This is a genomic window from Nostoc sp., from assembly GCF_036919555.1.
GTDB lineage: Bacteria > Cyanobacteriota > Cyanobacteriia > Cyanobacteriales > Nostocaceae > Nostoc.
The window spans coordinates 57,216-76,580 of the sequence record NZ_JBALCS010000051.1; the positions used below are offsets into that span (position 1 = coordinate 57,216).

At 42.8% G+C, this 19,365-nt stretch carries 13 protein-coding genes; 6 read left to right on the forward strand and 7 right to left on the reverse strand.

Annotation, left to right across the window (positions count from 1 at the left end):
* Positions 1–490 precede the first annotated feature (490 nt).
* Together V7K36_RS14975 and V7K36_RS14980 are read right to left on the reverse strand one after the other, a co-directional pair.
* Positions 491–2,098: a bifunctional pantoate--beta-alanine ligase/(d)CMP kinase gene (locus V7K36_RS14975; protein WP_335116939.1), complete on the reverse strand. Its 1,608-nt coding sequence runs from the start codon at positions 2,096–2,098 to the stop codon at positions 491–493.
* 269 nt (positions 2,099–2,367) lie between these two features.
* A complete protein-coding gene (locus V7K36_RS14980) occupies positions 2,368–3,468 on the reverse strand; it encodes a septal ring lytic transglycosylase RlpA family protein (protein ID WP_335116941.1) in 1,101 nt (366 codons plus the stop codon).
* Positions 3,469–4,681: 1,213 nt separating this feature from the next.
* Here V7K36_RS14980 and glsA point away from each other — a divergent pair.
* A complete protein-coding gene (glsA, locus tag V7K36_RS14985; protein ID WP_335116943.1) occupies positions 4,682–5,623 on the forward strand; it encodes a glutaminase A in 942 nt (313 codons plus the stop codon).
* A 281-nt stretch (positions 5,624–5,904) separates the two neighbouring features.
* Here glsA and ltrA read toward each other — a convergent pair whose 3' ends face one another.
* On the reverse strand, positions 5,905–7,692 hold the full coding sequence (gene ltrA / locus V7K36_RS14990; protein ID WP_335116945.1) for a group II intron reverse transcriptase/maturase: 1,788 nt from the start codon (positions 7,690–7,692) through the stop codon (positions 5,905–5,907).
* 893 nt (positions 7,693–8,585) lie between these two features.
* On the opposite strand from ltrA, the gene V7K36_RS14995 reads away from it, so the two are divergent.
* A complete protein-coding gene (locus V7K36_RS14995) occupies positions 8,586–9,992 on the forward strand; it encodes a lysophospholipid acyltransferase family protein (RefSeq protein WP_335116947.1) in 1,407 nt (468 codons plus the stop codon).
* A gap of 93 nt (positions 9,993–10,085) precedes the next feature.
* On the opposite strand, the gene V7K36_RS15000 is transcribed toward V7K36_RS14995, so the two are convergent.
* Positions 10,086–10,469 (reverse strand): hypothetical protein, encoded by a 384-nt coding sequence (locus tag V7K36_RS15000; protein WP_335116949.1) that lies wholly within the window; start codon positions 10,467–10,469, stop codon positions 10,086–10,088.
* 221 nt (positions 10,470–10,690) lie between these two features.
* Entirely contained in the window at positions 10,691–11,536 is an 846-nt protein-coding gene (locus V7K36_RS15005; RefSeq protein WP_335116951.1) for a sulfate ABC transporter substrate-binding protein, read from the reverse strand.
* A gap of 244 nt (positions 11,537–11,780) precedes the next feature.
* Here V7K36_RS15005 and V7K36_RS15010 point away from each other — a divergent pair, with 244 nt between their 5' ends.
* A complete protein-coding gene (locus tag V7K36_RS15010) occupies positions 11,781–11,993 on the forward strand; it encodes a hypothetical protein (protein WP_335116953.1) in 213 nt (70 codons plus the stop codon).
* 3 nt (positions 11,994–11,996) lie between these two features.
* Here V7K36_RS15010 and V7K36_RS15015 read toward each other — a convergent pair whose 3' ends face one another.
* Positions 11,997–12,425 carry a hypothetical protein gene (locus tag V7K36_RS15015; RefSeq protein WP_335116955.1) on the reverse strand — a complete coding sequence of 143 codons (429 nt, stop codon included), beginning with the start codon at positions 12,423–12,425 and terminating at the stop codon, positions 11,997–11,999.
* Positions 12,426–12,533: 108 nt separating this feature from the next.
* Positions 12,534–13,382 (reverse strand): M28 family peptidase, encoded by an 849-nt coding sequence (locus V7K36_RS15020; RefSeq protein WP_335116957.1) that lies wholly within the window; start codon positions 13,380–13,382, stop codon positions 12,534–12,536.
* Positions 13,383–13,699: 317 nt separating this feature from the next.
* Here V7K36_RS15020 and dnaK point away from each other — a divergent pair, with 317 nt between their 5' ends.
* From dnaK to treZ, 3 genes are all read left to right on the forward strand, one after another.
* Positions 13,700–15,790 carry a molecular chaperone DnaK gene (gene dnaK, locus V7K36_RS15025; RefSeq protein WP_335116959.1) on the forward strand — a complete coding sequence of 697 codons (2,091 nt, stop codon included), beginning with the start codon at positions 13,700–13,702 and terminating at the stop codon, positions 15,788–15,790.
* Between the two features lie 157 nt (positions 15,791–15,947).
* Positions 15,948–16,940, forward strand: coding sequence for a J domain-containing protein (locus V7K36_RS15030; protein ID WP_335116961.1), 993 nt, complete (start codon positions 15,948–15,950; stop codon positions 16,938–16,940).
* 523 nt (positions 16,941–17,463) lie between these two features.
* Positions 17,464–19,311 carry a malto-oligosyltrehalose trehalohydrolase gene (treZ, locus tag V7K36_RS15035; protein WP_335117228.1) on the forward strand — a complete coding sequence of 616 codons (1,848 nt, stop codon included), beginning with the start codon at positions 17,464–17,466 and terminating at the stop codon, positions 19,309–19,311.
* Positions 19,312–19,365: the final 54 nt, after the last annotated feature.

Below are 19,365 nucleotides of genomic sequence, written 5' to 3' on the forward strand. Positions count from 1 at the left end.
CTTTATCGGTTTCCAGTCTTAAACTATTCCAGAAGCTTAGGAAATTAACAGCTTTTGTTTTTGACAGTTTTATGTCTTTGATGATCAAACATAAAACTTAACATCGTTATTCTACTACCAAAGTGAAGATCAAGTGAAGATGAAAACAAAATACTTTTGTGATCAGTCAAATCGCTAGTCATTAATGAATCTAAATAGAAATGGCTAATATCTCATAGTGAAAGACCAATATTTAACTAGCATTTAGCAATTAGAGTTTTGATACTTCTATCTTTAGTAGGATTAATTGCGATATGATAAATCACTCGAAAGCGAGATGATTTAATACTTAAATAATTTAATATTTCTAGTACAAGGCTTGATTTTCAATCAAGATAGCCAATCGTCAAATTATCTATTTTGTTTTTAAATGCAGTTTTGAGGATGGTAAGTGAATAATCACTCACCCACCACCCTTTGAAACTAAAAAACTAACAGCAAATAGTGGTGATTACCACTGAGATAAACGCTGCTGGTAATAGTTAACGATTTGTGCCGTGACTTCAGACACCTCTAAACCATCGGTTTGAACTTCGATCGCATCTGCTGCTTTTTGTAAAGGCGAAACTTTGCGTGTACTATCTTTCCAGTCACGTTCGGCAATGTCCCGTTCCAGCTGCTCTAAACTAACTTTGGGTTGACCTTGTTTGTTAAAGTCTTGCTGGCGGCGACGGGCGCGTTCACTCACAGAAGCGGTTAAGAAGATTTTCACTTCGGCATCGGGGAATACATGAGTACCGATATCCCGTCCTTCAGCGACTAAACCACCTCTTTTACCCCAGTTTTGCTGTTGTTTAACCAGTGCTTGACGTACAGCGCTTTGTGCCGCGATCGCCGATACTTGCGATGTTACCTCAATGGTGCGAATTACCTGGGTAACATCAGTACCGTTAATCCAAACCCGCACGGTAGATTGTAAATCGGGGTTAGGAGTAAGTTCAATTTTACACTGGTTAGTTAATTCCGCGATCGCACACTCATCATCAATCGTAATCCCCTTTTCCACTACTAACCAAGTGACAGCACGGTACATCGCTCCTGTATCTAAATACACTAAACCCAGGTCTGCTGCCACTTGACGCGCCACTGTAGATTTTCCAGCACCAGCTGGACCATCAATGGCGATAATGGGTTGACGATCGCGCAATATGGTATTGTCAATCAAACGTGTAGCACCAAGACGAGCTGCGATCGCCAACATTCCTTCCTCCTCAACTTTTTCTAAAGACATCAACGTAGTCGGTTCAACCAATTCAATATATTCCACTAAAACCGTGCTGACCATTGCCACTTCTTGCTGTACAACTGCTATCAACTTGTTGCTATTGCGATCGCCAGCCCGAAACGCAGCTTCAGCTCGTCGCAAGCCGCGATATAATACCTCTGCTTGCTCTTTTGCCGTCACCGTCAAATATTGATTACGAGAACTGAAGGCAAGACCCGATGCTTCCCGCACTGTTGGACAAACAACAATTTCTACTGGCAAATTTAAGTCAGCTACCAGCCTTTTAATAATTGCTAGTTGCTGACCATCCTTTTGACCAAAGTAGGCACGATCAGGCTGTACCAAGTTGAAAAGTTTGGTAACAATCGTAGTTACACCCTGAAAGTGACCTAGCCGAGAACGACCACACAAGCCTGTTATCATAGCAGATGGGGGGATAACTTGTGTAACCCTTGATTCTTGGATACTTTTCTGGGGAACTGCCATTTCTTCAGGAGTCGGTGCAAAAATGGCATCTACCCCAGCTTGTTCGCAAAGTTGTTGGTCTTGCTCTAAAGTGCGGGGGTAGCGTTGATAATCCTCATTGGGAGCGAATTGCAGGGGATTGACGAAAATACTCACAATCACCGTAGAATTTTCTTGCCGCGCCCGTTGAATCATGCTTAAATGACCTTGATGCAAATTTCCCATCGTTGGCACCAGACCGACTGCCGTCTGATACCAGCCAGTCATCTCATCTAGTCTCTGATCCTCAGTAACTGCAATCAGCTTGTTTTCTGAGCAGCGTTTAGTTAAATAGCAGCGTAAAGCTGCGACTGTTGTCAGCAGGCGCACAAAAATACCCCTAGTTCTTATCGATCCCTCCCCCGTTAGTTTATATCTGAAATAGAGGGAAGAGATGATTGATCTAGGGGAATTAAGTGATACGGAACTGCGAACTGGGCATTGGGCATTGGCCAAACAGGGCAATTCAATTTTGGATTTTGGATTGACGATAGCGACGCGAAAAGCGAGTCCGCGAGTGTCTTTTGGATTAAATTTCAATCTAAAATCCAAAATCTAAAATCTAAAATTCTTACTCCCTATTCCCTACTCACTAATAACTATTTTAAGACTTCAATCTGTACTGGTGCCACTCCACTGCCCATCATTCCCAAAATCCGAGCCGCGCCAGCAGACAGGTCTATGACTCGACCCCGAACGTATGGACCCCGGTCATTAATCCGCACCACTACAGAACGACCATTGCGGGTGTTGGTTACACGAACTTGTGTACCAAAGGGTAAGCTACGATGGGCGGCAGTCATGCCTTCTGGATTGAACCTCTGACCGCTAGCAGTACTATTACCAGAACCATCATACCCGTAATAGGAAGCTATGCCTCCGAAAGAGATTCGCACTACTCCAACGGCAATCTGTTGGGGTAGTTTTGGTATTGATATTGGCAGACGAACTGGTAAATTCGCAATTTCTTTTAATGGAGATGCATTGCCTAGTAGTCTTCGCAGACGATTGGTTGCTTGCAATGCATCTTGCGCCAGATTGTTGGTGGTACCTGCTAATCGCGTATCTTCGTTGATTTCGACCAATTCTTCGCCATTAATTTTGATTATATAGCGATCGCCATTTTGCTGGAGGGGGGCGCTTTTGTTTTGCGCTTGATTGGCAGTAGATTTTTCACCTGCTTTCCAACTTACGGTAATCTTAGTCCCGTCCACATTTTCCCGATTCAACTGGTTGATCTTAGCTGCTATTACACCAGCTATCTGAACTGGGTCATTGTCAACAGAGCTAATCTGGTTACTCACATCTGTGACGTTCCCAGTACTCACTACCTTTAGTGAATTGCTAGCAATAAGGGCATACGATTGTATGCCCCCAGAATTTCCAATTGTACCAACTTTTTTAGTTTCAGGACTCGCATTTGATACGGAACTCAAAAAGGTGAGAACAGGAATATTTTTGATAAAAAGGGTTGCTGCCTTACGTCCTCCGATGTTGTGAGAGTGAATTTCTGTAATCACAGCATCCAAGGTTTGTTTCCCTGCTGTTGATTGATACTCTCCCACCTTCACTACATCAGGTGCAGGTGATTTTTGGGAAGCTAGCGGATTTCCCTTGGTCGTTTGAGTGCAACCGACTGTGGGTATTCCCAAAACAGTCATAAACAGGGCAACAATAGTCCACAAATGTCTTTGATTCATGCGTTCGTTTTTAAAGCGACTGTAGAACTTAAGTTTTATGATTTGTGGGATTTGTCACTTTGTGAAAGTGATTTCCCTTCTGAAAAACTCGAACTCGTTCCGCTTTCACTTTTGTTATTTATAACTGCAACAGACTAACATGAACCTTTTGGCTTGGGGATCAGGGTTTTAGCGTAATTTTAGGCCACCTCCTGAAATTATAATTCCAATTTTAAGGGCGAAACCTTTTTCAAATGGGGACTTTGGCTATGTAACGCTTTTTTCGGCAAGTCAAAAATTTCTTAAAAAAACGTTACACTGATTGCACACCAAAGTGACGATACCCTATTGATGTCAGTTCTAAAGGTTTGCACCTACTCGTGTATTATAGATAACATCTATTTTGGTATTTCCTCTAAAGACATAATATAACCTTAATTAAATATCATCGGCATAAATACTTAAAATACCTTATTTAATGAAATATTTTGATTTACCTATGAATAAGTCGTCATCGGAGTTATATCTGAGATAATTATCCAAATTAGTTTGAGCATAATATCTTTTTTCCAAGTTTTTTCTACTTAGATTAATCATGACTTTTGTTCTCCATAACTAGACTTGAATTGGTGATGAATGTAACTTACGGCAACAGTATTACTGAGTATACAAAAAGAACAATACTCAACTTGATATTTTTTGTGATTAATAATGAAAAAATTAGGAAATCTTCGCGATCGCTTGGAGATAAAATTTAAATGTATTAAAAATTACAAGCGTTATTTTGTAGCCTAAGTAATTACTCAAGGATGATTTTTTAGAGCAAGCTGTCTTTTCAAAAATCTTTGCAACTGTAAGGATGTGCGGCTGTAGACCGCTACTATATATAGTGCAATACGCTTGAGTTAAGGATAATTGTAGGTTGGGTTGAAGGTAGTCACGACTTACGCAAAAAGGCAGTGAAAGCCTTGATTTCCCGTAGGGGCAATTCATGAATTGCCCCTGAGCGCGTGTAGTTTTGCGTAAGTTCTAGTAGTGAAACCCAACAAAGTCCGGAAAATGTTGGGTTTCGTCCCTCAAACGCCACTTGCAACTCCTGCGAACAGACGCACAAGGGACAAGTCGCGAAACCGCAAGGGCGTAGTGGCTCCCCAACCTCCGCTGGTTTTGGTTTTTGGCTTTAACCCAAGCGTATTGATATATAGTGGGTATTTCGGGAAATGCTATCAGCCTGATGACAAACCAAGATTCATCGCCATTATTAGCTGTTCTCAACGAGTTGCATTCACAGTATAAGTTAGTGCAGGAGGGTGCAGTAGCGAAATACATTCCCGAACTGGCAAAGGTAAACCCGGACTTGTTCAGCATTTGTATTGTGACAGTAGATGGTCAGGTTTACAAAGTTGGGAACTGGGAACAACTCTTTACCATTCAGTCAATTTCCAAGGTGTTTGCTTATGGACTTGCCTTAGAAGATCATGGGCTGGATTATGTTTTGACTAGAGTTGGCGTGGAACCGACGGGGGATGCATTCAACGCGATTATTTTGGATGAGCAATCGAAGCGACCTTATAATCCAATGGTAAATGCTGGAGCGATCGCTACCACCAGCTTAATCAGAGGTTCCGGGCCAACCGAACGCCTCAACCGAATGCTAGATATGTTCCAGCGATATATTGGCCGCGACGTGTTCGTTGACATTTCCGTTTTTACCTCGGAACGGAGTACAGGGCATCGCAACCGTGCAATGGCGCATCTGATGCTCAACTTTGGCATGATTGACCGGAATATTGAAGAGTCGCTGGATCTTTATTTCCAGCAATGTGCTGTGATGGTGAATTGCCAAGACTTAGCGGTGATGGCGGCTACCCTTGCTAACAGAGGTATTAACCCGATTACCAAAGAACGGGCGGTAGATAAGCGTTACATCAAAGATATTCTGAGTGTTATGTATACCTGTGGGATGTACAACTTTGCAGGTGAGTGGGCTTACAAAATTGGGATTCCGGCGAAAAGCGGAATTTGTGGTGGGATTATCGCCGTTGTACCCAATAAGATGGGCATTGGAGTTTTTTCGCCGCTTCTGGATGTGCGTGGTAATAGTGTACGGGGGGTGAAGGTGTGTGAAGAACTTTCTCAACGATTAGGTTTACATCTTTTTGATTGCTCAGGTTAAGAGACGAAATTTGATTGAAGGAGACAGGAGAATTTTAGATTTTAGATTTTGGATTGAACAATGTGACATCTCCTACACTGAACCGAAACGTTTACAGTATAGGCCTCCAGCAGCCCGATGAAGGGTATGAAGGATTTCCTTCGTGGTAGTATGGTCCATAGTTCCAACTATGTCCAGTTTCCCACTACGGCGTTTTATACTAGGGGTAGAGTCGAGCGAGGAATCACTTCCTCACCCTCTCTTCCAAAACCGGACTTGACACTTTCGCGTCATCCGGCTCCTCAATGATTTGGCTCTTTGTCATGAGTACCATTACTACCATCGTTGGCAGTTTTTATATCGTGGCAGTGTCTATGGAGAGCTTGGAGATTGTCATAGTGGTTTTTGCCTCCTTTTGATTTGGGATTGATATGGTCAATCTCTATCAAATCTCCATATTTGAAAGTCAATCCACATTGGTTACATCTGCCTTTCTGCTTCTTCAACAATGTAGCCAATTTTGTAGAAACTTCTGGATGTTTACCCATTCTGGAACTCCAGTAAACCCAATCGCCATCGTAGGGACTTCTGCTGCTTTGCACTTTGACGTGAGTTTTTATTTTTGTCTCACAATGTTTTTTCAGCATATACCCTTCATTGGTACAAAAGCTCCAATTATCTTTGCCGACTTTATGCCAGTATTTATTGGATGTTTCTTTAGCACTACTATTAGGGCAGCGATGTCTTGCCCAAGCTCTGAGTTTTAGATAGATATCATTATCCATCTTGCCAAATATTTCTTTACTGACTACTGTTGAGTAATAGTTTCCCCATCCCGTGATTATGGGATTAAGTTCTTGTATTAACTTAATCTGTTTGGAGTGTTTATGGGTGTCTATTACCTTTTTTATGTCCTGTTTATGTTTTTGGCGACTCTCATTACTGGGCATTATGAGTGTCTTAAAGCCAAGCGGTTCTCCTTTGACATTCCTAGCACTATGGAACATTCCTGTTCGGTATTGCCGTATATGGAACCCCAAGAAGTTAAACCCAACATTATTCTCATACTTTTCTAGGGTGTAAGAAATTTTTGTTTTACTTGGTTTTAGTTCTAATCCCATGTCTTTTAGCCACTCACTTATACTTTGCTGGCATTTTTGGATAACGGTTATATCTTCATGAAGAACCACAAAATCATCCGCATATCTAATGAATGAGAGCGAACTAACTTTGTTTTTCCAATTCGTTTGATGTCCTTTAGCATTACGAATGTCTAAAGTTTTAGCAAACTCGTTTAACTTTTCTTCTATCCCGTGTAGCGCTATATTAGCTAACAGGGGGGATATAACTCCACCTTGCGGTGTACCTTCTGATGTTTGACAAAGTTTACTGCTGTCAATTACACCTGATTTTAGCCATGCCTTTAATTGACGGCGCAATATTGGGAAGGTATTTATTTTTGACAGCAATGCTTCGTGGTTGATTTTATCAAAGCATTTGGCAATGTCGGCATCTAACACATATTTTGGCTTTTGCCTAATTGCATTAAATATTGCTTCGATTGCATCATGGGCAGAACGTCCCGGTCTAAAACCGAACGAGTTGGACTCAAAGTGAGCTTCCCATTCTGGTTCTAATGCTAGTTTTACTAGAGATTGTAAGGCTCTATCAGACATAGTGGGTATTCCTAAAGGGCGTTTCTCTCCGTTAGGTTTTGGTATCCATACTCTGCGAGTTGGCTTACTTTTCCCTGTGAGTTTTAATTGCCTTGCAAGGTTTAACCTGGCTTCTGGGGATAGTGATTTGACTCCATCCACTCCTGCTGTTTTCTTACCTTGATTTTCTTGTGTTACCCGTCTGACTGCTAGACATTTAGAAGACCAAGACCTCATTAAGGTTTTCTGAAGTTTGCGGACGACTTTGACATCACCACGACTACTGGCTTTATAGATTCGTTTTTGCAACTTGTAAACACGTTTTTCTACATCTTTCCAGGGCAATTCTTTCCATTGATAGTTGGAATATATCCCTTTGAAGATAGGTATATCGTGTTCCCATTCCATCCTGAACGATTGTTCGGCTTTAGACATATATATTGCTAATACCAACTCCATAATCCAAACCATCGTGTCTACGTCAGCGTATCCTGAGCATTACTTCAGGCTTTTGCTTCTTAGACAATCCCTCCCTCTGTTTCCTTGTGGATGGTTTCCTACTTAGTCATCGACCTAACTAAGAAAAAACAAAGGGTTACTTCGTTCCAAAGCACCTTTGTTTGAGTCTTTAGAGTGTCACTCTCCACCGGGTTTTGGGGTAGTGCTTAATAGTCAGATTTTCAACTGCTATTACCCCGTTATCCTTGCCTTTTGGCTTGGGCTAACCGTCGTTGTCCATTGTTGGTGATGATGGTTCAGACATGACTTCAGGCTTATGCTTTACTCATAGACTCGTGCTAGCAGGGATTCTTTGTACGGTTCAAAGTTACCCGCTTTTTTATCCCGCTTTACTCACTTGATAACCATTCGCCTGAGTAGGGATAATGCTGTCACCACTGCACCTGTGGGAATAGACTTGGGATTTCTAGGATACTAACCCTCACTATTAAGATGATTTAGTTATCATTAGTTAAGGATTAAAGTGCGAACTCTACCCTTTCGGGTTACTTAACTAATGTCTAACATCCCCCTATTACTAGGTTTCGTTAGAACGAATCGCATGAAAATGCCCAACCCTAGTCTACCAATGAGCAATGCTGTGCCCTTACTGCGTGGTCTATTTACCTGAAAATAGCTTAATCTCGCTTTCCAGGTTTGTATCTATCACCGAAACAGTCCCGTTAGCGGATAGCTATGGTTTAGCCCGTGCTGAGTAACCAAGGGGGCGAAACGTGGAGATTGAAATGTTTGACGACAGGAGGCTGTGGTTTAGGCAAAACCAAGACCCCACGTTGTACAATCGCTAGAAATACAATCTGGAGAGCGACTTGCCTAGATCGATTCAGTCTACTCAACCACCACTGAAATTTATTACTCAACGGTTTAACCGCCTGATACTCCAGATTGTTCGGTGGTTACTACCGATCGCACTACGGTTTCGCACTCGACCTTGGCTGACAGCTGGTATTGTCAAGATTGAAGCCAAAAATGTTGAGGTATTAGCTGAACTTTATCAACAATTTCAGGCTGGAAAAATTCGCTTTTTGTTAGCATTTCGCCACCCAGAGGTAGAAGATCCTCTGTGTATGCTATATTTGCTTTCCCGTATTGTGCCACAGGTTGCTCGTCAGGAAGGTATTACACTGCAATCTCTTGTTCACAGCTATTTTCTTTATGACCGGGGTATGACGGTTTGGGCTGGAGACTGGCTGGGTTGGTTGTTCTCTAGAATCGGAGGTGTACCGGTTCATCGCGGTAGGCGACTAGATCGCCAAGCGATTCAAGCTGCACGGGAGTTGTTTGCTAATGGCGAACTACCGATCGCAGTGGCACCAGAAGGAGGTACTAATGGTCATAGTGGTATTGTTAGCCCACTAGAACCCGGTGTTGCTCAAATGGGGTTCTGGTGTGTAGAAGACTTGCAAAAAGCTAACCGGACTGAGACTGTAATCATTGTGCCGATCGCTATCCAATATCGCTACGTTCAGCCACCTTGGTCTAAACTGGATTGGCTGCTAGGTAAGTTGGAAGCTGATAGTGGCTTGCCAGTAATAGAAATTAATCAGGGCGATGGCGAAGAGATTTACTATCAACGTATCTATCGGTTAGCTGAATATCTGATTACCGAGATGGAAGAATTTTATCGTCGCTTCTATCATCAAGACATTCCAAAAACCATCTCAAGCGATGAATCTGCTAATCCTAATCAGGTGTTGATTGCCCGACTTCATCGCTTACTGGATAAAGCTTTACAAGTTGCCGAACAGTATTTTGGAGTTCAAGCGCAGGGTAATTTCATTGACCGATGTCGCCGTTTAGAAGAGGCTGGCTGGAATTACATTTATCGGGAAGATTTGCCAGATATCAATGCTTTACCATCCTTTAAACGCGGTTTAGCAGACTGGGTTGCAAAGGAAGCAGACTTACAAATGCGACATATGCGGATAGTAGAAAGTTTTGTTGCCGTCACAGCTACTTATATTCAGGAACAACCGACGGCGGAACGGTTTGCGGAAACAGCTTTGCTTGTATTCGATATGCTTTCTAGGATTCAGGATACAACACTTCCGGGACGACCTCGGTTAGGTTTGCGACAGGCACAAATCACCGTGGGAGAGCCAATTTCAATTACGGAACGCTCTGATAATTGTCAGGGCGATCGCCATGCAGCTAGACAAGCTGTGAGCGATTTGACAAAAGATTTGCAGGTTGCTTTAGAGAAGATGATTGCTTGATTATCTGCACCTAGCTTGCTTCCCCGCAGGGGTACAAACAAGTTGGGAAAGCCACTCCACCAGTGGCTCCCCAACCTACACCAGTTTTAGTTTTTAGCTTCCCGAAGGGGCGGCAAGGATAGCTCCACTACCAATATATACTGTATCTCCATCTCCTTGCAGACCAAAACTTACTATGTCTGTTGGAGCGAGCTCGTCTGATAATGTTGGTTCAAATGTGCTGCTTGAAGAACTATATAAAATATATTCTCCATTATAAGTACCACTTTGTTCAGGTTGTAAAACGTGGCGTTTCGGCGATACGAACTCTCCAAAAGTATAAAAACTTCTCGTACTTCCAGAATCATTGTTAATTGTAAAACCTCCAATAATTTCAGAGGCTTCATTGGAGCTTAATTCAGATAAACAATTCTGATCAAGGTCATCAAACCTAATAGAAAAAACATCTTTTCCTGTTTTATAAGTTGTTTTCAGCATGAGGGATCTCCAAAATAATTCTATTAAGATTAAGCCAAATTATAGTATTTTTGTCAAGCATTTTAATACTTTTTTATAACTCTGGAAAGAGAATAATTAAGGCGAAACCTAACCCCTAACTCCCTTCCTTTTTGGGTTTATCTAAATGCGCTCAAGCGCAAACTACAAACCTATTCACTCACAGTAACTTATGTGGTGTAATTGGCAAATCCCGAATCGGCTTACCTGTGGCAAATCATCTCGTTTTCGTAGTTGAGTAGAACATCACCTTTATTATCGTTGAAGAACAGTTCAGTGGCATTTCGAGCCGTTTTAAGCAACAAAGGTGCATTGTTATAGACTTTGGAGGTAAAGTCTATTGCTTGATTTTCATTTCCGCCAGTTTTTGTCACAGAACCCCAAAGACTAAGGAAGTTCCAGCGAGCACCGCCAGAGGTTCTAGGGTCAGGTGTAACCACATTTACGCCGTCTCGTGCCAAATCTGCCCAAGTTTTGATATTTTTGGGATTACCTTCACGAATAGCGATCGCATTTACAGATTTGGTAACAATTGCATCATTAGGGGCTTCTTTTTCCCAACCCGGTTGAATAAAACCCACCTCAACCAATTTATTAATGTCAATGGCAAGTGACAGGTGTACCACATCAGCTTCCTTACCGTCAATCACGGCAAGAGTCTGGGAACCTGACCCATCATAGCTTTGATTGAAAGTAACGTTTTGGTTATGTTCTTTCTTCCACTGTTCGATAAATTTGGGAATGATCTGCTGGTATGCTGCACTAGTAACCGAGTAAGAAACAAATGTTAGGGTTACATCACGTTGGGAAGCCGCGCCAGCATTACCAGTATTATCGACATTAGGTGAAGAGCAGGCAGCCATCACTACACTCAAACTAACTCCGACCAAAAATAGAGACACAACGCCCCACGAAGAATACTTGTACAACCAATTTCGTATTAATTGTACGCGCCACTGTCTTGCAGCGTGTAAAGCTTTAACAATATAAGTCTGAACTAATTCAGTCAAATATCTCCTTGATTTAGGAGTACGTTGCCCCTGGTTCATCAAATTTTTCCCCTGAATCTGCGGTAACTTGAGCTAGATTTTGTAGTTAAGGGGCATTATAAAACAATGGTTAAGGATAAATAACTTTTTATTAACCTAAATTTAAACTAGAACTCGCCTGTACGGCTTTTGACTAATCGGCAAATATATCATCAAGTTTACGTCCCACACGAAATTCCGCGGTGTAATTAACGCTACAACGGGCAATGTGGATTTTTGACCAGCGTCTGGTTGTGCATCTGCAATGCCTTACCAACGAACTAACCAAAATATCACAATAAACACCCAGGATACTATTGCTATTTCATTGACTAGCGATCGCAGAAATTCCACTGAACGCAGTTACCCAGAACTAAATTCAGCCAGAGATTTAAGCTGTTTAGCTGTCCATGAGCGTTTGTGTTGGCTAGCAGAGGTAAAAAAAATCAATCTCCGGTCAATCGTGGTGGGTTTTTAAAGATTAGAGGGCTAAGATTCGAGGGTCAAGAATTCTACTTGCAAAATCGTTAGAAAGAAGTACTGTATCTCCTTCCAGACTAAAAGCTACTCTGTTTGTTGAACCGAGTTTCCCTGATAATGCTGGCTTAAGTTGCGTTCTTGAAGAATTATATAAAATATATTCTGCATAATCATAAGTACCGCTTTGTCCAGGTTGTAAAAATACCTCTGTAGGTGACAATCTCGATTGAGCTAGTATTGGTGATAGTATTGTTGATGTCGATACGGTCTGTTCCAAAATATAAAAATCTATCGGACTTCCTGACCTATTGGTAACTGTAAAACCTCCAGTAATTTCAGAGGCTTCATCGGAGCTTAATTCCGATAATAAATTCTCATCAAAGCTAATAAAAAAAGAATCTTGTACTGTTTTAGAAGTTGTTTTTAGCATGAAGAGTTTCCAAAATAGATATCAATTAAAAGTCTGTCAAACTAAAAAAATTGTGTCAAAGATTTTAATGTTATTTAATAACTCTGGGAAGAGAATAATCAATATTTTTCACAACCCCCGAATCGCAATTTCCAACCCTTCACATACACCGCTCAGAAAATCTAAATCCAAAGTAGCGATCGCATCACTAGGTTTGTGATAATGTGGATTTCGCAAGAATGCCGTATCTGTCACCATCATTGCCGGATAACCCAAATCCCAAAAAGGTGCATGATCGCTAAGTCTGGTTTGGGGAACTATTAAACCTCTATTCGGCACGGGTAGCCATTGACTAGATACGCCAGCTTTGCGAATATTACGGCTCATGCCAATTAAGTCAGGCAATGTCCGCAAATTACCAATTAAAGCAATAAAATCGCCTCTGTCTGGGTAGAAGCGTTCCAGAGGAGAAGGGTAACTTTGGGAACCGGGTGTAGAATCCTTGTAACCCAGCATTTCTAGGGAGATCATTAAACGTAGCTGTTGCTTTTGTTGGTGCAACAGGGCTGCATAGTCAGCACTACCCAATAAGCCGTATTCTTCCATATCGAAAGCAACTAGCCTTAAGGGATATCTGAGAGATTCAGCAGCAAACTTTCTGGCTAATTCCAGCAACACCGCCACACCTGTAGCATTATCATCAGCCGCAGGTGTTCCCGGAACGCCATCATAATGAGCGCCAATTAAAATAGGTGGCAAATCCTTTTTTTGCCCTCTCGCTTGGGAGGGTAAATTTAAAATCAAGTTATCACAAGCTTTGCCTCTGACTTCAAAGGTGTGGATTTCCACACTCCCCCACTGGGAAAATTCCTGGCGGATGTATTCTTGGACAAAAAAATGCCCCGCCGTTGCCATATAAGGATCGCGTTCTCGCGCGATCGCACTCAGGGAAGTTTGTAATCGCTCTATTAAATTCAAATTTTTAAAATAGTCGCAATATTAAGGTTTTCAGGCAATCAAAGAAGCAGAGCAAGTATTCTTAAGGTCTATTTACCAACTTGCAGATCCCGTAAACAGAAGTAGGCGGATAACAAGAATTAAGGCTGCTTAGGCACACCAACCATCTCAATGCTATCCTAGTCTTGCAACTATCTCCTCTAGCTGCACATCTTAGCTTACTACCTGTAATGATCAATATTATACCATAGGGGTGCTTTTCTCCTGTGGCACAAAGCTAGAGGTAGTTCCGCCCAATCATAATAAATATATAAGACACTTTAGGAGAAGAGTAACGCATGGGCAAGGTAGTCGGCATCGACTTGGGTACAACCAACTCAGTAGTCGCCGTTATGGAGGGTGGCAAGCCGGTGGTGATTGCCAATGCAGAAGGAATGCGAACAACCCCCTCCGTAGTTGGCTTCAGCAAAGATGGTGAAAAGGTGGTTGGGCAAATGGCACGGCGACAAACGGTACTCAATCCCCAAAATACCTTTTTTGCAGTGAAACGCTTCATTGGGCGGAAGTATGGCGAACTTAACCCAGATTCCAAGCGTGTACCGTACACCATCCGCAAAGACGAAGTAGGTAATATTAAAATTGCCTGTCCCCGTCTGAATAAAGATTTCGCCCCAGAAGAAATTTCGGCAATGGTGCTGAAGAAATTGGCAGACGATGCAAGTCGCTATTTGGGTGAACCAGTAACTGGGGCAGTGATTACAGTACCCGCTTATTTTAACGATTCTCAACGGCAGGCAACCCGCGATGCTGGCAGAATTGCTGGTTTAGAAGTGCTGCGGATTCTGAATGAACCAACTGCTGCATCTTTGGCTTATGGATTAGATCGGGGTGACACGGAAACTATCTTAGTATTTGACTTGGGTGGTGGCACTTTTGACGTGTCGATTTTAGACGTTGGTGATGGGATATTTGAAGTTAAGTCTACCAGTGGAGATACGCAACTTGGTGGTAATGACTTTGACAAAAAAATCGTAGATTGGTTAGCAGAGCAATTTCTGGAAACAGAAGAGGTAGACTTAAGACGCGATCGCCAAGCTTTGCAACGTTTGATGGAAGCGGCGGAAAAAGCCAAAATTGAACTTTCTGCTGTCAGCGTTACCGATATTAACTTACCCTTCATCACCGCCACTGAAGATGGCCCCAAACATCTAGAAACTCGTCTAACTCGTTCCCAGTTTGAAGGTTTGTGTGGCGATTTGGTGGGGCGCTTGCGGATACCAGTGAAACGTGCCCTCAAAGATGCCGGACTCTCACCTAGAGATATTGAAGAAGTGGTGTTAGTTGGCGGTTCTACACGGATGCCAATGGTGAAGCAGCTTGTGCGGGACTTGATTGGCACAGAACCCAACGAAAACGTCAACCCCGATGAAGTCGTGGGAGTGGGTGCAGCAATTCAAGCCGGAATTCTCGCTGGCGAACTCAAAGATGTGCTGCTTTTGGATGTTACACCCCTTTCTATGGGATTGGAAACCATTGGCGGCGTGATGAAAAAACTCATTCCCCGCAACACCACCATCCCAGTCCGCCGTTCTGACATTTTTTCCACGTCCGAAAATAACCAAAATACTGTGGAAATTCACGTAGTCCAGGGCGAACGGGAAATGGCAGCAAACAACAAGTCTTTAGGACGGTTCAAGCTGTATGGCATCCCGCCAGCACCACGAGGAATCCCCCAAGTTCAGGTGTCATTTGATATTGATGCTAACGGCATCTTACAGGTAACAGCCCTAGATAGAACCACTGGGCGAGAGCAGAGTATTACCATTCAGGGCGCTTCTACCTTGAACGAGTCGGAAGTGAATCGGATGATTCAGGATGCTCAGAAATACGCCGATGTCGATCGCGAACGTAAAGAAAGAGTAGAAAAGCGGACTCGTTCTGAGGCGTTGATTTTCCAAGCAGAACGACAACTTAGAGAAGTAGCTTTAGAATTTGGTATGCAGTTTGCCCGCAGCCGCCGCCAAAGAATTGATAATATTTGTCGAGACTTAAAAGAGAGTCTCAAGGAAAATAGCGATCGCGGTATTGACCAATCCTACGCCGACTTGCAAGATGCTCTCTATGAGCTAAACCGGGAAGTTCGCCAGACTTATGCTGAAGACGAAGACGACGACTTATTTGGTACTATCCGGGACATCTTTACTGGCGGTGATAAAGATAAAGAACGCGAACCTGTGCGAGAAACATATCGAGAACGCGACTCATACGGTAAGGACTATGGCAGAGATTACGGTAAAGACTATGACAGAGACTATAGCCGAGACAACCGAGACAGTCGTTCTTCCTCCTATGAAAACCGTCCTCCACGCAAATCCCGCCCCACTTACCAAGATAACTGGGATGATGAACAAGACAATGATTGGTTGTAGTACTTTTAATAAAAGTTAGAAGTGAGAAGTGAGAAGTTAGGAGTGAGAAGTTAAAAATTAAATCTTTCAACTCCTAACTCCTGTACAGACGCGATTAATCGCGTCTCTACTCATAATTAATCAAAAATCTAAAATCTAAAATTTAAATAACTGAACTATGCAAAATTTGCCGAACTTCCGCGATTACTACGAGATTTTGGGAATAACTAAAGAGGCTTCTAGTGAGGAAATTAAAAAGGTTTATCGGCGGTTAGCAAGGCAATATCACCCCGATCTGAATCCGGGTAACAAAGAATCTGAGGAAAAATTTAAGGATATCGGTGAGGCTTATGAAGTTCTTTCAGATCCAGCCAAGCGATCGCAGTACGACCAGTTTAGCCGCTATTGGAAGCAAAAAGGCTTTGCAGGCAACAAACAAACGCCAAAGGCTAAAACTTGGCAGAGTAGTCAAGCCGAGCGCAACAGTAATCAGGATGTAGATCCAAGCCAATTCTCTGATTTTGAAAGCTTTATTAATCAAGTTATCGGCGTCAAAAATAAGAGTGCGGCAAATAACTCCACTAATGGTACTAGCGATCCGTTTCGTTCCCCCAGAACAAAAGTTGCATACACCCCTAATACCCCACCTCGCACCACCCGTCGGGATATAGAAGCCAGATTAACGCTTCCACTAGAAAAAGCTTATCAAGGTGGCAATGAACGCATTCGTTTGGAAGATGGGCGATCGCTAGAAGTTAATATGCCTCCAGGTATGGTAACAGGTCAAACCATCCGTTTGCGGAACCAAGGCGTTGGTGGTGGTGACCTCTACTTAAAAATTACCGTTGAGCCTCATCCATTATTTAAGCTAGAAGGTTTAAATATAGTTTGCCAGATTCCCGTTACTCCCACTGAGGCAGTTTTAGGAGGACAGGTAGAAGCACCAACTTTGGACGGCCCAGTGAAAATGACAATTCCCACAGGAGTTAGGTCTGGTCAAAAATTCCGACTAGGAAATAAAGGCTACCCCAGCGATGACGGTAAACGTGGTGATCAATTGGTGGAAATTCAGATCGTTACCCCGAAAAATATTACTCCAGAAGAACGAGAACTTTACGAAAAGTTGCGTCAAATTGAAACTTTTAAACCCCGCACTGATTTATTGGGTTAGGAAAGCTATTGACCAAAACAGAATAAAGGTGTCAGTGGTCAGAATTCAGCATTAATTCTACGTGAGTCCGATAAACCTCTTCCTGACTTAAACTAAAGTTCAAGTCTGTCCCTCTCCGACTCGGAGAGGGACGGTTTTGCGTAGTAAAACCTCTCTAGAGGTTTCAATATTTACGCTAATAGATCCCAAAGACGCGATAAATCGCCGTGTCTACGAAGGACTGATTATTGTAAAGACGGCGATTTATCGCGTCTGGTGCCTTAACCGAACAGTATTGCGAGTGGTGAGGCGGAGCTTTCCTTGCTTTGCTCCTAAATTCTGACTTCTGAATTCTGACGAATGTATTCTTCATCATCATTAGACAGAATTTGTTCTGGTAAAAAATCCGCCTCCAGGTGCTAGTAACAAGTCTGGTAGACCAACCATTATGCTATCTGGCGTGTTTGTAAACATTGTGCAATCAATGACATTTACAGTCATGCCACAATTCGGCACAACATAGAATCTGATGGGAGAATACTGCGTGAGAATTGGTGCTAACTACTTGGGTAACGGAGAGTGTGAATTTACAGTTTGGTCGCCGCTATTACATAGCGTGACGGTACAAATTTTAACGCCAGAACAGCAGTTAATTCCCCTCAAGCCTCAGTCTGAGGGATACTGGCACACGAAAGTCAACGATGTGTATCCAGGTGCGTTTTATCGGTATGTCTTAAATGGCCAAGACACTTTTCCTGATCCGGCGTCGCAGTATCAACCTGAAGGGGTGCATGGGGCTTCTCAAGTTGTCGATCAACAGTTTGAGTGGACTGATGAAGGATGGGCTGGCATTCCTGTGGAGTCGATGATTTTCTATGAACTTCACGTTGGCACATTCACACCCGAAGGAACTTTCACCGCGATCATTTCCCGCCTACCTGAACTGAGGGAACTGGGAATTAACGCCATTGAAATCATGCCCATCGCTCAGTTTCCGGGAGACACCCATATTGAGGCTTCTCTGACATACCGCAACTGGGGTTATGACGGCGTTTACCCTTTTGCTGTCCAAAATTCCTACGGTAGCCCAGCCGAACTCAAGCAACTGGTAAATGCTTGCCACCAACATAATATCGCCGTAGTGTTGGATGTGGTGTATAACCACTTTGGGCCAGAAGGTAATTATATGGGGCAGTTCGCGCCCTACTTTACTAAAACCTATAAAACGCCGTGGGGCGATGCGCTGAATTTCGATGATGCCCATAGTCAGGGTGTACGAAACTATTTCATCGAAAATGCACTTTACTGGTTGGGTGAATTTCACATTGATGCATTGCGACTTGATGCTATTCAAGCAATTTACGACTTGGGAGCCAAGCATTTTTTGTGGGAATTGGCAGAAGCGGTTCATCATTTTTCCCAACAAGGGCAAAAATGGAAACGCCATTTAATCGCCGAAAGTGATTTAAATAATCCGCAAATAATTCGTCCCTCGGAATTGGGTGGATACGGAATCGATGCTCAATGGAGTGATGATTTTCACCATGCATTGCATACACTCTTGACAGGCGATCGCCAAGGATATTATCAAGATTTTGGGCGATGTGCTGATCTGGCAAAAGCTTATGAAGATAGTTTTGTCTACGATTGGAAATACTCGCCGGATCGCAAACGATTTCATGGCATATCTTGCCGCGATCGCTCTTTATCACAGTTTACAGTCTGCATCCAGAATCACGATCAAATCGGCAATCAAATGAAAGGAGAACGCCTCACCCAGAGGATCTCTTTTGAAGGATTAAAGTTAGCTGCTGGCGCTGTGTTGCTGTCGCCCTACTTACCCCTGTTATTCATGGGAGAAGAATACGCCGAAACAGCACCCTTCATTTACTTTGTCAGCCACTCCGATCCAGATTTAATTGAAGCAGTTCGAGCCGGACGTAAACAAGAATTTGAAGCATTTCATTACGCAGATGATCCCCCAGATCCCGAATCGGCAGAAACTTTCCTAAAGTCTAAACTCAATTGGGAATTACGCAATAATGGTAAGCACAAAGTTCTGTGGAATTGGTATCGCCAGTTAATTAATTTACGCAAGACGCATCCAGCACTTTTAAATCAAGACCGCAATTTCATCCAAGCGACTAGCGATGGAGACAAGGAGGTGGTCATTGTGCGTCGTTGGTGCGAATCAAGTGAACTAATATTTGTGATGAATTTCAATTCGTCTCCAGTGACAGTGACTCTGCCGTTTGAGCAAAATGCTGAGAAACTATTAGACTCAGCAGATACCTCATGGTCTGGGACTGGTTCTGAAGCTACTGAACATCTGTCTGTAGGCCAACAAGTAAAATTGCAACCTACTAGTTTAGTACTCTATGAAAAAGGATGAGGAGGAGAGTTAGAACTTAAAGTTTCATCCTCATAACCTCAAGTTTCAGCCTCA

Bases quoted from the DNA above. Each gene is read 5' to 3' on its own strand.
- dnaK (WP_335116959.1), top strand. From the start codon at position 13,700: ATGGGCAAGGTAGTCGGCATCGACTTGGGTACAACCAACTCAGTAGTC.
- V7K36_RS15010 (WP_335116953.1), top strand. From the start codon at position 11,781: ATGCCTTACCAACGAACTAACCAAAATATCACAATAAACACCCAGGAT.
- V7K36_RS15030 (WP_335116961.1), top strand. From the start codon at position 15,948: ATGCAAAATTTGCCGAACTTCCGCGATTACTACGAGATTTTGGGAATA.
- V7K36_RS15015 (WP_335116955.1), bottom strand. From the start codon at position 12,425: ATGCTAAAAACAACTTCTAAAACAGTACAAGATTCTTTTTTTATTAGC.
- glsA (WP_335116943.1), top strand. From the start codon at position 4,682: ATGACAAACCAAGATTCATCGCCATTATTAGCTGTTCTCAACGAGTTG.
- V7K36_RS15005 (WP_335116951.1), bottom strand. From the start codon at position 11,536: ATGAACCAGGGGCAACGTACTCCTAAATCAAGGAGATATTTGACTGAA.
- V7K36_RS14980 (WP_335116941.1), bottom strand. From the start codon at position 3,468: ATGAATCAAAGACATTTGTGGACTATTGTTGCCCTGTTTATGACTGTT.
- ltrA (WP_335116945.1), bottom strand. From the start codon at position 7,692: ATGTCTAAAGCCGAACAATCGTTCAGGATGGAATGGGAACACGATATA.
- V7K36_RS15000 (WP_335116949.1), bottom strand. From the start codon at position 10,469: ATGCTGAAAACAACTTATAAAACAGGAAAAGATGTTTTTTCTATTAGG.